Origin of the sequence: Enterobacter cloacae (assembly GCF_013375935.1) — a bacterium.
Lineage (GTDB): Bacteria > Pseudomonadota > Gammaproteobacteria > Enterobacterales > Enterobacteriaceae > Enterobacter > Enterobacter pasteurii.
Genome location: NZ_CP056117.1, coordinates 3,342,028 through 3,356,821 on the forward strand (window position 1 = coordinate 3,342,028; position 14,794 = coordinate 3,356,821).

General features: G+C 53.1%; 14 protein-coding genes and 1 pseudogene. 7 read left to right on the top strand and 8 right to left on the bottom strand.

The features are described from left to right. Positions 1-211: 211 nt before the first annotated feature. A pseudogene (locus HWQ14_RS15715) lies at positions 212-520 on the bottom strand (tyrosine-type recombinase/integrase); the annotation flags it as partial. 544 nt (positions 521-1,064) lie between these two features. On the opposite strand from HWQ14_RS15715, the gene HWQ14_RS15720 reads away from it, so the two are divergent. Next, positions 1,065-1,238 (top strand): hypothetical protein, encoded by a 174-nt coding sequence (locus HWQ14_RS15720; protein ID WP_176608609.1) that lies wholly within the window; start codon positions 1,065-1,067, stop codon positions 1,236-1,238. 143 nt (positions 1,239-1,381) lie between these two features. On the opposite strand, the gene HWQ14_RS15725 is transcribed toward HWQ14_RS15720, so the two are convergent. Next, positions 1,382-2,278 carry a LysR family transcriptional regulator gene (locus HWQ14_RS15725; protein ID WP_176611214.1) on the bottom strand — a complete coding sequence of 299 codons (897 nt, stop codon included), beginning with the start codon at positions 2,276-2,278 and terminating at the stop codon, positions 1,382-1,384. An 86-nt stretch (positions 2,279-2,364) separates the two neighbouring features. On the opposite strand from HWQ14_RS15725, the gene HWQ14_RS15730 reads away from it, so the two are divergent. The 3 genes from HWQ14_RS15730 to HWQ14_RS15740 all read left to right on the top strand — a co-directional run bounded on the left by HWQ14_RS15730 (position 2,365) and on the right by HWQ14_RS15740 (position 3,900). Beyond that, a complete protein-coding gene (locus HWQ14_RS15730; protein ID WP_176610229.1) occupies positions 2,365-3,135 on the top strand; it encodes an NAD(P)H-dependent oxidoreductase in 771 nt (256 codons plus the stop codon). 141 nt (positions 3,136-3,276) lie between these two features. After that, complete coding sequence (locus HWQ14_RS15735; RefSeq protein WP_003856931.1) at positions 3,277-3,474, top strand: hypothetical protein; 198 nt, start codon at positions 3,277-3,279, stop codon at positions 3,472-3,474. Positions 3,475-3,477: 3 nt separating this feature from the next. Beyond that, entirely contained in the window at positions 3,478-3,900 is a 423-nt protein-coding gene (locus tag HWQ14_RS15740; RefSeq protein ID WP_176610230.1) for a GFA family protein, read from the top strand. 34 nt (positions 3,901-3,934) lie between these two features. Here HWQ14_RS15740 and ompC read toward each other — a convergent pair whose 3' ends face one another. Then, on the bottom strand, positions 3,935-5,074 hold the full coding sequence (gene ompC / locus HWQ14_RS15745) for a porin OmpC (protein ID WP_176610231.1): 1,140 nt from the start codon (positions 5,072-5,074) through the stop codon (positions 3,935-3,937). Positions 5,075-5,461: 387 nt separating this feature from the next. Further along, complete coding sequence (gene nifJ, locus HWQ14_RS15750; protein ID WP_148419746.1) at positions 5,462-8,986, bottom strand: pyruvate:ferredoxin (flavodoxin) oxidoreductase; 3,525 nt, start codon at positions 8,984-8,986, stop codon at positions 5,462-5,464. A gap of 272 nt (positions 8,987-9,258) precedes the next feature. On the opposite strand from nifJ, the gene HWQ14_RS15755 reads away from it, so the two are divergent. Then, positions 9,259-9,525 (top strand): putative hemolysin, encoded by a 267-nt coding sequence (locus HWQ14_RS15755; RefSeq protein ID WP_148419747.1) that lies wholly within the window; start codon positions 9,259-9,261, stop codon positions 9,523-9,525. A 1-nt stretch (position 9,526) separates the two neighbouring features. On the opposite strand, the gene hslJ is transcribed toward HWQ14_RS15755, so the two are convergent. The 4 genes from hslJ to HWQ14_RS15775 form a co-directional block, all read right to left on the bottom strand. Then, positions 9,527-9,964, bottom strand: a complete 438-nt coding sequence (hslJ, locus tag HWQ14_RS15760; protein ID WP_148419748.1) for a heat shock protein HslJ — start codon at positions 9,962-9,964, stop codon at positions 9,527-9,529. A 123-nt stretch (positions 9,965-10,087) separates the two neighbouring features. Next, complete coding sequence (locus tag HWQ14_RS15765) at positions 10,088-10,216, bottom strand: DUF2474 domain-containing protein (RefSeq protein WP_017693358.1); 129 nt, start codon at positions 10,214-10,216, stop codon at positions 10,088-10,090. Further along, the gene (cydB, locus tag HWQ14_RS15770; RefSeq protein ID WP_176610232.1) at positions 10,216-11,226 is read right to left on the bottom strand and encodes a cytochrome d ubiquinol oxidase subunit II; all 1,011 of its coding nucleotides are present in this window, start codon (positions 11,224-11,226) and stop codon (positions 10,216-10,218) included. Before cydB ends, HWQ14_RS15765 begins: the two co-directional genes overlap by 1 nt. A 5-nt stretch (positions 11,227-11,231) precedes the next feature. After that, entirely contained in the window at positions 11,232-12,626 is a 1,395-nt protein-coding gene (locus HWQ14_RS15775; RefSeq protein ID WP_176610233.1) for a cytochrome ubiquinol oxidase subunit I, read from the bottom strand. Between the two features lie 392 nt (positions 12,627-13,018). On the opposite strand from HWQ14_RS15775, the gene HWQ14_RS15780 reads away from it, so the two are divergent. Then, the gene (locus HWQ14_RS15780; protein ID WP_176610234.1) at positions 13,019-13,207 is read left to right on the top strand and encodes a cold-shock protein; all 189 of its coding nucleotides are present in this window, start codon (positions 13,019-13,021) and stop codon (positions 13,205-13,207) included. Positions 13,208-13,289: 82 nt separating this feature from the next. Then, a complete protein-coding gene (locus HWQ14_RS15785; RefSeq protein WP_176610235.1) occupies positions 13,290-14,714 on the top strand; it encodes a PLP-dependent aminotransferase family protein in 1,425 nt (474 codons plus the stop codon). Positions 14,715-14,794: the final 80 nt, after the last annotated feature.

The following is a 14,794-nucleotide window of genomic DNA, read 5'->3' on the forward strand; positions in this document are numbered from 1 at the left end:
GAAGAAGGGGGGCGCACTGGCTAAAGTTAGGGGCAAATTTAGGGGCAAAAATGCGAAATAGGGGCAAAAAAAGGGCACAAAAAATGTAGTTCTGGGTAGCTTTAGGGAGAAGTTATTATGCTATAATTAATTGAATTAAATGATAAATCAAATGACATCAATGGGTTGGCAAAATCAGCGTAGCTTATTCAGGTTGTATTGCTCTTTTTTGTTAATCTCTTGATTTTCTTGCATTTATTACTACCTTCGGAGCCAGTAGGGGCAAAAAATTTAAGCGTGCCAGCTTATCGTTAAGCATCGGCACCTGTTCGCCATTCATTTCTTCAATCCACGCACCGTAGACTTCATAAACCATTTGCGCGTTTTCATGCCCCATCTGGCTGGCTATGAAAGACGGGTTAGCGCCGGCAGATAAAAGCCAGCAGGCAAAAGTATGCCGCGTATGGTACGGATTCCGGCGGCGAATGCCAGCACGTTTTACAGCGGCGTTAGATCCGGCGCCGATGCTCGTTAAAGCGTAACAGGTTTCCAGCACCGGGAGTCACCGAGAAAGCGGCCGAGGCTATCAAAGAAACGCGGTTACCGGTCGTGACTAAAAGTGGCTGGTTCAGATAATTTTGATGACGGTTCCGGCTTCTTTTAACTTTGTGTAAGTAAAACCTACGGCTCCGTAAAAAGAGATGCAAAGGAATATTAAAGCGAAGAGCATTACGTAGAAACTGACGTCTCCCTTTACTGAGAATTGATAAATTGCATAAAAGCAAAGTAAGACGAAGGCTGCCAGGGAGGAGAGTGCAATAGCGGAATAAAGAAAAATCATGAGCAGGTCGTCCTGACGTTAACTTTTGTCAAACCATTCTATCTTCAGCCAGGCGTAATACCAACCTCCAGCATTGCTACACGCTTCTGAAATATTGCATTTACATCGCGTTAGAGCTGCCTGTTTACCTTCCGTTTAAATGGCACTGCTAAGCGCTAAACTGACCGCAGACACGTCATTACCTTATGTCAGGATGAAAGCAGCATCCCCTTACGCCACGTGAAGTTTGGGGATAACGTATGGAATGTCTACACTTAAGGTTTACGCGGTAGAAATGGAGGTGAACATGACTGACCGGCCAGTAAATGGCGACCATCCTGATTTTAGCCCCGTCCCGGATAGCCACGATAAGGATGGAAGCAAGCCAAAAGATGACCCTGGCTCAGCGCCTGAATCGGGCGATAAAGAACCAGAGTGATAAGAAGCCGCCTTCGGGCGGTTTTTCTTTGCATCGTCCAGGGGCTGCGATCTCATGGGTACAGACGCGGAGGAGTCTAAAGCGTTGGTCGTTCTTTCCAGCATAAACTGACAAGCTTTTAAGATGTCTGTACCGATTGATGCTTATACCGATGAGGCGATTTTCTCACGAAACCACATATGGGCGCGATCGCGATGGACCCGCTCAGGCCAGAGCATAACCATTTCAAATCCGGGCACCTCAACTGGTGGTTCAACAGTTTGCAGCGCATTGTTTTCACACACCAGCCGCCATGGGGCCATGGCGACCATATCTGAACTCTCCAGCACCGCACAGAGAAGCAGAAAACCTGGCACAGACATTGAGACACGACGCGTCATACCTCGTTCGGCCAATACGGTATCTGTCGCACCATGAAAGCCTCCACCTTCTGGTGAGACAATGACGTGTTCAAGCTGACAGAATTTCTCAAGCGACAGGGGTTTTTGCAGGTCGGGGTTTCCCGCACGACCAACAAGTACATAGCGCTCAGTGAACAGTGTTCGACTATATAAATTATGCGGAGCTTCGTCCCTGGTCATAAAGGCCAGGTCAATTTCTCCCCGATCGGCTTTCCTGGACGCTTGCGAGGGAAGCATATGTACTACTTCAATACGTGTAGCTGGCGCAGCAGCGCGTAATGCTTTCAGGGCTGGACGCAGGATAGTTAAGACACCGTAATCAAAGGCGGCGACGTGCCAGTGGTGAGTTGCCTGCGCTGGGTTGAAGACACCCGTTGGGGAGATGACCTCTTCGAGTGCTGCTAATGCATGTCGCAGTGGTTCACGAAGCTCATCAGCCCGAAGGGTTGGGCGCATCCCCCGTGGACCCGGTATGAGTAACGGATCCTCGAATACCTTCCGAAGTCGGGCGAGTTGCACGCTCACGGTGGGTTGAGAAAGATGCAAACGCTCGGCAGCACGGGTGACATTATGTTCGGTCAGAAGCGCGTTAAGCGTAACCAGCAGGTTTAAATCAAGATTCCTTAAGGTATTAACCATCATAATGCCAGCCATTTTATAAATTCATTTTAACTATATCAGACGCGGAATTAATGTGTTGCTTCCAACTGATTGGGAGCGAAAAAATGAATGTACTTCTTGTCTACGCCCAGCCCGAAACCACCTCTTTAACACGTCATCTTGTCCACATAGCGACGCAGGTATTAACCGCGCAGGGCCACTGTGTCGTGCATTCGGATCTCCACAAGATGGGGTGGAAAGCTGTATTTGATTCCCAGGACTTCCCTGAACGAATTAATCCTGAACGTTTTTCCTATATTCAGGAGTCTGCGCATGCTTTTGCTCATGGACGCCAGACGTCAGATGTTGAACAAGAGCAGCGTAAAGTTTTGGCCTCAGATGCGGTTATCTTCCTTTTCCCATTATGGTGGTTCAGTATGCCTGCCATTATGAAAGGCTGGATAGAGCGGGTGTGGGCCTACGGTCTTGCATATGGCTATCAGAATAAGGGCAACGCGTATCGTTATGGTGAAGGCGGTTTTAAAGGCAAACGGGCATTGCTTGCTGTTTCGATTGGCGGGCCAGAACGTGATTATTCACCCAGAGGCATCAATGGTGATTTAGAGCAATTATTATTTCCGATCACCCATGGCACGCTCTTTTATACCGGAATGGAGGTATTACCCACGTTTGCTGTTTACGGTAGTGGCCAGCTTAACGCTGACGCTATACGTGAACTGGAGACCAGCTGGCGAAGTCGTCTGGAAAATCTCTTTAATGATGCGCCGATCCCTTTTCGTTCACAAAATTCAGGGGTGTACCCGGACCGGCATGTACTGGCGGAACATATTGCACCGGGTATGTCTGGACTTGCCGTTCATCTTGAGGATGACTGACTGGCAAGCCCCAAAGGCAACCCTATCTTCTTCAGGCAAGTCGAAAATCTCTGACAGTTATGGCATGGATCCCATTAACGATAGCCAGCACGCTTTATTTTACTCCTGCTACTCTTTTGAAGGGTACAAGGGAGCGCTTCAATGAAGAATAAAGACGAACAAACAGGGTTGGTTGGGCTGGCTATTGGCGCCGCCGTTATTGGTCTGGTTTCATCCCAGAAGATCATCAACCGGGAAAGTATTGTCGATGAGCTGGTAAGGCTCGGCAGGCAGAAGGGAGATGGCGTTGAGGATGAAGTCTTTTTGAAAGCTGCTGAATTAGTGAGAAAAGGGGTATAAGCGATGGCTGAAATTCGTCATGCACGGTGCCATTGTGGTGCGGTGCAGTTTACGGTTGAGCTGACGGACGGCCTGAAAACCGCGCGTCGCTGTAGCTGCTCTTTTTGCCGGATGCGGGGTGCGGTGGTGGTCTCTGCACCGTTAACGGGTATTACGGTGACTCAGGGCGAAGACAGGCTCACGGAATACCGCTTCAACACCGGCACGGCGCGCCATTTCTTCTGTGCGGTGTGCGGAATTTATACGTTCCATCAAAGACGTTCCAACCCTAACGAGTATGGGGTAAACGTTGCATGTCTTGAAAACGTCACGCCATTTGATTTCCCGGAAGTGGTGGTGATGGATGGGGTAAATCATCCGATGGACGGTGATAGCGGGGTATTTGGCTATCTCTCTTTTCGCAAAGAAGAAACTCAACATAAATAAACGTTAGCCCGCAGATTTCTGCGGGCTAATGTCATTAGAACTGGTAAACCAGGCCTAACGCTACGACGTCATCAGTACCGATGCCGTTGTTTTTGTAGAATGCGTCATCTTCATCCAGCAGGTTGATTTTATAATCAACATAGGTGGACATGTTTTTGTTGAAATAGTAGGTAGCACCGACGTCAGCGTATTTCACCAGGTCTTTGTCGTCCTGGCCATTGCCCAGGTCTTTACCTTTGGACTGTAAATAGGAAATAGCCGGACGCAGACCGAAATCGAACTGATATTGTGCGGTCACTTCAACGTTCTGGGTTTTGTTTGCAATACCGCCGCCATCTTGGCTATCGGTCGAACCATAAGGGGTCATATTGCGGGTTTCGGAATACATTGCCGCCAGGTAAATATTATTAGCGTCATATTTCAGGCCAGCAGTCCATGCATCCGCCTTATCGCCACCTGCATACTGAGATGCTGCGCCAGTCCCAGCACTAACCTGATCGTTGGTACGGTCAGATGACGCATATGCCGCACCCGCGCTGAAGCCCATGCCAAAATCATAGGTCGCAGAAATACCGTAACCGTCGCCGTTCTCATGGCGAATATCGCGGCCGTTGTTGGTGCCTTCCTGATTATTGCTGGCGTCTTCGTTATTACCCTGATACTGAACCGCAAAGTTCAGACCCTGCACCAGACCGTAGAAGTCGGTGTTGCGGTAGGTCGCCACGCCGTTTGCACGACCGGTCATAAAGTTGTCGGCGTAGGTATATGAGTCGCCACCAAATTCCGGCAGCATGTCGGTCCAGCCTTCCACATCGTACAGTACGCCATAGTTACGGCCGTAATCGAACGAGCCATAGTCGCCCACCTTCACGCCGGCGAAGGCCAGACGCGTCCAGGACTGGTTATCAGAGCCTTCGGTGTTGTTCGCCTGAATATTGTATTCCCACTGCGCATAGCCGGTCATCATGTCGTTGATTTGGGTTTCACCTTTGAAGCCCAGACGCATGTAGGTTTGATCACCGTCTTTAGACGTATCGTCGGAGAAATAGTGCAGGCCATCTACTTTTCCATACAGATCAAGTTTATTACCATCTTTATTATAAATTTCAGCCGCATGAGTTGCGCCAGCCATTAACAGAGCGGGGATCATCAGTGCCAGTACTTTTCTTTGCATTTTGATTATTCCTGTGTCGTTATTTTTTTAATTGCTTAGTGAACTTTCCGGGCTGGAAAGATGTCCCATGCTAAATCACTCCGATAGTGAATAATAAAATATAATTGTTACTGGGTAAGTAAAATCTAAACTAAATGATGCTATTGAAATAGCGATTCATTCTATGAATGTTTTTAGTTGAATAATACAAAATAAAAATTATTAATTGCTGAGTAAACAGGGTAATCTCCACGCCGTTATATGCCTTTAAGATTTCTTTTCCATAATTCACGTGAATATTGTTTAAATCGTATACGCAATTTTCACCGATTGTCTGGATGAGCCCGATGTACCTGCATCGGGCTTTTTTTTAGGCAAAAAAATGCCCGGACAGGCCGGGCAAGTTTATTATTCGCTGGTTGATTTTTCCGCTTTCCCCGCCATCTGCGCCAGGAAGTCATAACGCTTCTGGAGATCTGCTGCCGCATCCTTCCACAGCTGTTCAGCCACCTCTGGCTGTTGAGCGTTCAGCCTGCGGAAGCGCTGCTCCTGGAGCAACGTCTCAGCAAGGGCGTCTGACGGCGGACGTGAATCCAGCGCCAGCGGCAATTTACCTTCATCTGCACGGCGTGGATCAAAGCGGTACAGCGGCCAGAATCCCGTTGCGGTGAGCTGGCGCATCTGGTCATGGCTGAGTGCCAAATCGTAGCCGTGCTCTTCGCATGGGCTGTAAGCGATAATCAGCGACGGGCCAGGATAAGCTTCCGCTTCCTGAATGGCTTTTACCGTCTGGTTAAGCTGTGCGCCTAGCGAAATCTGCGCGACGTAAACATGGCCATACATCATCATGCTGACGCCCAGATCCTTACGCGCCTTGCGCTTGCCGTGCTCGCCGAATTTCGTGACGGCACCCAGCGGCGTCGCTTTTGAGGCCTGTCCGCCCGTGTTTGAATAGCACTGGGTGTCGAGCACCAGAATATTGACGTTTTCGGTCAGGCTCAGTACATGATCCAGGCCGCCGAAGCCAATATCGTAGGCCCACCCGTCGCCGCCAATCAGCCAGATCGATTTTTCCACCAGCGCGTCGGCATCGTTCAGCAGCTGTTCGGCCCCCTCAACGCCCTGAAGCGCCTTGCGCAGTTCAGCAACCTGTTCGCGCCGAACCTCAGGCGTGGCCTCCGCATGCAGCGCGTCGTTTAGTTCAGCCGGTATGTTATCGGCAAACTGCGCCAGCAGACGCATCACGCGGGCACGGTGCTGATCGACCGTCAGGCGGAACCCCAGCCCAAATTCGGCGTTATCCTCGAAAAGGGAGTTTGCCCACGCCGGACCGCGGCCGTTAGCGTCCGTCGTATAAGGGGTGGACGGCAGGTTCCCCCCGTAGATTGACGAACAGCCGGTCGCGTTGGCTATCAGCATACGGTCGCCGTAAAGCTGCGTGAGCAGTTTGATATACGGTGTTTCACCGCAGCCGGAACACGCTCCGGAGTACTCAAAGAGCGGCGTAATGAGCTGAGAGGTACGAATATCAATGCGCTCCAGCTTGCTGCGATCGATCTCAGGCAGGTTGAGGAAGAAGTCATAGTTCACTTTCTCCTCCTCAACGTGCTCCAGGCGCGACATCATATTGATGGCTTTGATTTCCGGGTTCTGACGATCTTTCGCCGGACACACTTCCACGCACAGGTTACAGCCGGTGCAGTCTTCCGGCGCAACCTGAAGAACATATTTCTGACCACGCATGTCGCGAGATTTTACATCCAGCGAGTGCAGGCTTTCCGGTGCGGCGGACATCGCTTCTGGTGATACCACCTTGGCGCGAATGGCCGAGTGCGGGCAGGCGGCCACGCAGTGGTTGCATTGCGTGCACAGCTCTTCTTTCCAGATGGGAATCGCTTCGGCGATGTTGCGTTTCTCCCAGCGGGTCGTGCCCATCGGCCAGGTGCCGTCCGGCGGCAGCGCGGATACGGGGAGGGCATCGCCCAGCCCCGCGAGCATCGCCGCGGTAACGGTTTTGACGAAGTCCGGCGCGGCGTCTGACACCACCGGCGGCCGGTTCGGGCTGCTGGCGTTGACCGGCTGCAACGGCACCTCGAACAGCGACTCGCGGGCCAGCGCCAGCGCCTGCCAGTTGCGCTCAACCAGCTCCTGGCCTTTACTGCTGTAGCTTTTAGCAATCGCCCCCTGCAGCGCCGTAAGCGCGCTGTCGCCCGGCAAAATATTGGTCAGGTGGAAGAAGGCCATCTGCATTACGGTATTAATACGCGCGGCCAGGCCACACTCGCGGGCAATTTTTGCCGCGTTAATCACGTACAGACGCGCCTGTTTCTGGTTCAGCACCGCCTGAACCTCCTGCGGCAGACGTCCCCAGACCTCATCGGCGCTGTACGGGGTGTTAATCAGGAAAATACCGCCGGGCTTCAGGCGCTCGGCCATCTGGTATTTATCGATGAACTGAAGCTGGTGGCAGCCAACAAAATCCGCCTGAGAGATAAGGTAGGCCGAGCGAATCGGATGCTCGCTGACGCGCAGGTGGGATACGGTGAGACCGCCCGCTTTTTTGGAGTCGTAGACGAAATACCCCTGCGCATACCACGGCGTGGCGTTACCGATAATCTTAATGTTGTTCTTGGTGGCCGAGACGCTGCCGTCACTGCCCAGGCCGTAAAACAGCGCTTCCAGCTTTGCAGTCGAGGGCAGGGTGTTTTCCGGCAACGCAAGGGAGAGGTTGGTCACGTCATCATAAATGCCGACCGTAAAACGCGGCTTCGGTTTTGCTTCGTTCAGTTCAGCAAACACGGCCAGCACGCATTCAGGCCCGAACTCTTTGGAAGACAAACCGTATCGGCCGCCGATTACGCGGGGCAACGTTTCACGCTCGCCGCTGTTAAACGCCTCTGCAAGGGCGGTCATCACATCAAGATAGAGCGGCTCAGCCTGTGCGCCAGGCTCTTTGGTGCGATCGAGTACCGCCACGGCGCGCGCGCTGTCCGGCAGAGCGGAGAGCAGGTGTTTTGCCGAGAACGGACGATAAAGGCGAACTTTTAGCACGCCAACCTTTTCACCACGCGTCAGCAGCTCATCGACCACCTCTTCGCAGGTGCCGATGGCCGAGCCCATCAGAACGACTACGCGTTCAGCCTGCGGATGTCCGTAATATTCAAACGGCTTATATTCGCGCCCCGTCGCAGCGGCAAAATCGTCCATCGCACGTTCAACGTGGTCATACACCGCGTTGTACCACGGGTTTGTCGCCTCGCGGGACTGGAAATAGGTATCAGGGTTCGCAGAGGTGCCACGGATCACCGGATGTTCAGGGTTGAGGGCACGGGCGCGATGGGCATCAATGTCCGCCTGCGGCAGCAGGTTGAGGATGGTGTCATCCGGCAGCGGAACGATTTTATTGATTTCGTGGGAGGTGCGGAAACCGTCAAAGAAATGAATGAACGGCACGCGGCTTTTCAGCGTAGCGATATGGGAAATCAGCGCAAAGTCCTGGGCTTCCTGCACGCTGCTGGCGCAGAGCATGGCGCAGCCGGTTTGACGTACGGCCATCACGTCCGAGTGATCGCCAAAAATTGAGAGGGCGTGAGTGGCTACGGTGCGTGCGGCCACGTGCAGGACAAACGGCGTTAATTGTCCTGCCAGCTTGTAAAGCGTGGGGATCATCAGCAGCAGCCCCTGCGATGACGTAAAGGAGGTCGACAGCGCACCGGTCTGCAGCGCGCCGTGCACGGTGGCAATCGCGCCGGCTTCAGACTGCATCTCCACGACGCGCGGGACATCGCCCCAGACGTTTTTTAATCCATTGCCAGCCCAGGCGTCCGCCTGTTCAGCCATCGTGGAGCTTGGCGTGATGGGATAGATGGCGATAACTTCGCTGGTACGAAACGCAACAGACGCGACTGCACCATTGCCGTCAATAGTTTGCATAGGACAACACCCTTACATTGCGCAAAAAAAGAGGGGCCCGTAAAACGACAACAGACCCTGAATATTATCTGTGTATTTTAGCAAACCCGGGGTTTTACGATTTTCGCTTTTGTGTCCTGGTTATTCGCCGTACCAATGAGTAGATCAAGATTTGGGCTAAAAAATTGCGAGAAATTGTTTCAGAGGCGCATAAATACGCACATCCGCTCTCGACGATGCGGCGCCTGATGCCTATTATGCATAGGTTTCGCTTAAATGATGGGGAGGAAGATATGCGTTCAGCATTTTGGGTAGGGTGTGCCGCGTTACTGTTATCGGCATGCAGCAGTGAACCTGTACAGCAGGCGACAGCGGCACACGTTACGCCGGGTATGAGAGCGGCCATGTCCAGCTCCGGGCAGGCCAACTGCGCCATGATCGGCGGTTCGCTATCCGTCGCCCGCCAGCTCGACGGTTCCGCCATCGGGATGTGCGCGTTGCCTAACGGCAAACGCTGTAGCGAACAGTCGCTTGCCGTTGGTTCGTGCGGAAGCTACTGAGTTATTCTACTCGCTTAAACATCAGTGATTTATCGGCTGTCGCCAGCGTTAGCTGATCTTCGGTTAGGTCTACCTGCGCGCCTTTGCGCAGCATATCGGCGAGAGTCTGATCCAGCTCATTAAGCTGCGGCTCGGTGCAGAGTTTACGGGTCATCGCCAGCGTTTTGACCTTCAGCTCGCCTTCGGACAATTTCCCCTGTCCGTTGAAGCCGTTGCACATGGTGCCGGAGACGACAATGTTGTTAATGAGGCTGATGTTGGGCTGCGCGCTGAAGCGGATTTCAGGCTGCATTTTCCCGACGTTTACCGCTTTGCCATCGACGTTTTCCAGCACGAAACGGTGATTCTCTAACCGATCGGCCTGAACGGAGGCTTTGCCGGGATTAACGCATCCAGCCAGTGCAAGGCTGAGTAAACTTATTGCCGCGAGCTTTTTCATTTTTCTTCTCGAACTATCAATGCTGTAAATATTATTCGAGTGTAACGATACCCCCTGCGGCGTTAATGGGTTTTATCTGAAAGTGCGAGAAGGGACCGGGCGGCGGCGCGCCCGGTCAGTCAATTAGTGAGATTTAAATCCTGCCGCTGCCATCAGCATTTTGAAGAGCATACTTACGCAGGCCAGCGCCAGCACGCTGCCTCCCCAGATGATGGCAAGCCACATCAAACGTTTCCATACAGGTTGTTGCATCAGTGATAACCCTCCCCATGCTGTACTTTTCCGCGAAAAACGTAATAGCTCCAGAAGGTGTAGACCAGAATAACGGGAATGATCAACAGTGCGCCCACCAGCATAAAGCCCTGGCTTTGAGGTGGCGCGGCGGCTTCCCACAGGGTGATGGACGGCGGAATGATATGTGGCCAGATGCTGATCCCAAGCCCGCTGAACCCGAGAAAAACCAGACCTAACGTCGTGATAAACGGCAGATTATGGCTGGCAGGATTATTCAGGCAGCGCCACTGTAACAGGCTCAGGATCGCAACCAGCGCGGGGACCGGCATGAGGTAAAACAGGTTTGGCAGCGTGAACCAGCGCGCGGCAATGGCCGGCTGCGCCAGAGGCGTCCAGAGGCTGATCGCTACAATAAATACCAGAAGGAGGAGCAAAAGCCCTTTTGATATCCGGCGCATCCGCCGTTGCAGGGCATGCTCGCTTTTCATCACCAGCCAGGTGGATCCTAACAGCGCATAAGCCACCACAAGACCCGCGCCGCAGAAGAGATTAAACGGCGTTAACCAGTCAAACGGGCCGCCACCGTAAGCGCGACCGGTTACGCTGAACCCCTGGATAACAGCGCCAACGGTGATGCCCTGGGTGAAGGTCGCGAGAATGGAGCCGCCGATAAAGGCCTTATCCCAGAACGGGCGATGTGCCGGGGTTGCCTTGAAGCGAAATTCAAAGGCGACACCGCGAAATATTAGTCCGATCAGCATTAACGTCAGCGGAATGGTCAGCGCGTCGATGATAACCGCATAGGCGAGGGGAAATGCGCCAAACAGCGCCGCACCGCCAAGCACCAGCCAGGTTTCGTTTCCGTCCCAGACCGGAGCGACGCTGTTGACCATCACGTCGCGATCGTCGGCATTTTGCGTAGCGGGAAACAGGATGCCTATCCCCAGGTCAAAGCCATCCATCACGATATACATCAGCGTGGCGAAAACGATGATAACGAACCAGATAATGGAAAGATCGATACCCATTACGGTTACTCCTTAAATTCAGTGGTGACGGCGGAAAGCGGACGGGCAGGGCGGCCATCGGACTCGGTGGCAAAAGATTCGTGGGGCTGCGGCCCTTTTTTAATCAGACGCACCATATAGCTGTAGCCCACGCCGAACACCGAGGTATAAACCACGAAGAAGGCCAATAAACTGACGCTCATATGCAGATCTCCATGCGCGGAGACCGCATCCTGCGTGCGCTGTAGCCCGTAGACGACCCACGGCTGACGGCCAACCTCCGTTGTCACCCATCCGGCGAGGATTGCGATCAGCCCCGACGGCCCCATCAGCAGTGCAAACCTCAGGAAAGGGCGAGAGGTATACAGGCGTTGCTTATAGCGTAGCCAGACCGCCATCACGCCCAGGAGCAGCATCAACATGCCCAAGCCGGCCATAATGCGAAATGACCAGAAAACGATAGTGGAGTTGGGTCGATCCTCTTTCGCAAAATCTTTTAAGGCCGGTACCTGTTTATCGAGGCTGTGGGTCAGGATCAGGCTGCCGAGAGCGGGGATCTCCAGTCCAAAGCGGGTACGCTCCTGCTCCATATCCGGCCAGCCAAACAGCAGCAGCGGAGTGGGTTCACCCGGGGGATTCTCCCAGTGTCCCTCGATGGCGGCTATTTTTGCAGGCTGATGCTTTAAGGTATTCAAACCGTGCATATCGCCCACCAGTGCCTGTACGGGCGCCACAATCAGCGTCATCCACAATGCCATGGAGAACATGGCACGAATGGCGGGGGTGTTGTTTCCACGCAGCAGATGCCAGGCCGCAGACGCGCCGACAAACAGCGCGCTGCTGAGGAAGGCAGCAATCGACATGTGCAGCAGGCGGTAGGGGAAGGAGGGGTTAAAGACAACGGCAAACCAGTCCACCGGAACGACCTGACCGTTAATAATTTCGTATCCCTGGGGCGTCTGCATCCAGCTGTTAGAGGCGAGGATCCAGAAGGTCGAAATGATAGTTCCCAGCGCAACCATGCAGGTTGAGAAAAAGTGCAGACCTGGCCCTACCTTATTCCAGCCAAACAGCATCACGCCGAGGAACCCGGCTTCGAGGAAGAAGGCGGTAAGTACTTCATAGGTCAGCAGGGGGCCGGTAATACTGCCCGCGAACTGGGAAAATCCGCTCCAGTTGGTGCCGAACTGATAAGCCATCACCAGGCCGGAGACCACACCCATGCCGAAGTTAACGGCGAAGATCTTCGACCAAAAATGGTACAGCGAACGCCAGACGGGATTTTTTGTCTTCAGCCACAGCCCTTCCAGCACGGCAAGATAGCTCGCCAGGCCGATGGTGATGGCCGGAAAAATAATATGAAAGGATACGGTAAAGGCGAACTGTATTCGCGCAAGATGAAACGCATCTAAACCAAACATGCACAGCCTCAAATTTAAATGGTGTGATGTTATGGTAAAGGGGCAATGAGTAAGGTATCAGAAGCAGAAAATTAAAATTTAACTATAACAGTTGAGTAAAAACCCAGGCTTTAGTTACCTGTTATAGTTAACTGGAGTGAATAAAAAATTTCTTTTTATGATTTTTACGCATTAAACCGCTTGCTTTGTCGTCAGCAACATGCGTTAATGGCCTTCTGGTTTTGCATCCAAATAAATATCTGACGTAGTTTTATAAAGCAGTTCTCATCACGTTGTGCCTCTCCGCAGCCTCTCTTGGGTCTTTATCTACTTTCCGATTCGTTTTGTATCGAACCACTATTGCCCGTTCGGCTCATGAGTAATTTACGTTTTTACGTTTACAGGAGAATCCTATGACTTCTTATATCCATTTTCGCTGCCCTTGCTGTCATGGCTCGCAGTACTGCACCTCAGCTTTTGACGTGTCTGACAAAAATCCTTTCGGCGCGAAGTGCATTTTCTGCAAATCGTCGATGATCACGCTCGACCATCTGGCCGCAGCGCGTTCCGCGCAGAATCACGTTACCGAGTACCGCAAGTAATTATCCGCATTTCCCATAACAGTTAGCAAAATCTTCTCTTTTTCTCCTGCTGATATACACTGTCAGCAATAAGGAGAATCTGATGAAAAAATACCAGCGTCTGGCGCAACAAATTATCTCGCAGATTGAACTTGGCGTATGGTTGCCGGGCGATAAGCTGCCTTCACTGCGAGAGCAGGTGGCAAGCAGCGGCATGAGCTTTATGACCGTTGGCCACGCGTATCAGATGCTGGAAAGTCAGGGGCGCATTGTCGCCAGACCGCAGTCGGGCTACTACGTTGCCGCGCGCCCGACCTCCCACCAGCCTGCACCGCCCGCTCAGGTGATGCGCGACGAAGTGGTAGACATTAATACCTACATCTTCGACGTGTTACAGGCCAGCCGCGATCCCTCGGTAGTCCCGTTTGCCTCTGCGTTTCCCGATCCGCGTCTTTTCCCGCTTCAGCAGCTCAACCGATCGCTGGCCAGCGTCAGTAAAACGGCCACCGCCATGAGCGTGATTGAAAACCTGCCGCCGGGTAACGTTGACTTACGCCATGCTATCGCCCGCCGCTACGCCCAGCAGGGGATGAACATCTCCCCGGATGAGATCGTGATCACCGCCGGGGCGCTCGAGGCGCTCAACCTCAGCCTGCAGGCCGTCACCGAGCCGGGAGACTGGGTCATCGTTGAAAACCCCTGTTTTTATGGCGCGCTTCAGGCCCTTGAACGCCTGAAGCTGAAAGCCTTGTCCATCGCCACTGACGTGCGTGAAGGCATCGATCTTAACGCGTTAGAGCAGGCGTTAAGCGATTATCCGGTTAAAGCCTGCTGGCTGATGACTAACAGCCAGAATCCGCTGGGATTCACCCTGAGCGCAGAGAAGAAGGCCCGGCTGGTGGCCTTGTTAACGCGGCATAACGTCACGCTGATTGAAGACGATGTTTACAGCGAACTCTACTTTGGCCGTGAAAAACCTTTGCCTGCGAAGGCCTGGGACAAGCAGGACATGACGCTGCACTGTTCATCCTTCTCCAAGTGCCTGGTGGCCGGTTTTCGCATCGGCTGGGTGGCGGCAGGAAAACATGCCCGGCGTATTCAGCAGTTACAGCTGATGAGTACCTTATCCACCAGCTCCCCTATGCAGCTGGCGCTGGTGGATTATCTGTCCACCAAACGTTACGACGCCCACCTCCGCCGCCTGCGGCGCACGCTCGCCGAGCGCAAGCAGCATGCCTGGCAGACGCTTCTGCGCCATATGCCTGCCGGTGTCAAAATCCATCATAACGACAGCGGCTACTTTTTATGGCTGGAGCTGCCGGAACGGCTCGACGCAGGACGGCTCAGCGAAAAGGCGTTAGCCCATCAAATCAGCATTGCCCCCGGCAAAATGTTTTCCACCTCCGATACCTGGGCGCCGTTTTTCCGCTTTAACACCTCATGGGGCTGGGGGGAGCGGGAGGAACAGGCTGTCGCCCGGCTGGGTGAAGTCATTCGCGAAATGATGCTGGCTCCAGTCACACCCTGATGAAAATTCCTGAAGCGACAGGGTACGCGGTCTACCTTTAGTTAGGGAGCGCCGACTTGATGCGTGACGTTGTCACGCAT